1 protein-coding gene is annotated in these 548 nt (G+C 46.7%); it reads left to right on the forward strand.

Annotated features, from left to right (window positions below; genetic code table 11):
- Positions 1-548 (forward strand): sodium-dependent transporter (locus R7O13_RS29995; RefSeq protein WP_318305606.1); only part of this gene is annotated, 548 nt, incomplete at both ends.

Consider the following 548-nt stretch of genomic DNA (forward strand, 5'->3'; position numbering starts at 1 on the left):
TCCACTGACCGACGCTGGACGTTCACTGGCGTAATTGGTGTATTTAGTGGGTTACTTATCATGGGTTTTTACCCAGTCGTAGGTGGTTGGGCGTTAGCGTACATTTTTAAAGTCGGTGGTGGTCTACTAAGCACGCCGGAGGCAATCGGTGACAGCTTTGGTGGTTTCATTTCTGATCCGCTACAACCGCTGTTCTGGATGGGTGTGTACCTTTTCCTTAACGTACTGATCGTAATGAAAGGTATTTCTGGCGGTATCGAAAAAGCGGGTAAAGTTCTTATGCCGCTGCTGTTCATCATCTTGATCATCGTATCGGTGAAAGGTTTGATGCTTCCAGGTGCGATGGCAGGTCTTGAGTTCTTGTTCATGCCAGACTTCTCAAAAGTAGACAGTAACGTGGTACTTGCAGCATTAGGTCAGGCGTTCTTCTCATTGAGTCTTGGTATGGGTTGTATGATGACTTATGGCTCTTACTTGAAGAAGAAGGAAAACCTCGTTCAAACAACAGGTATGGTTACGGCAATGGATACCGGCGTAGCGATCCTTGC

It is taken from the genome of Vibrio sp. Y176, assembly GCF_033438945.1.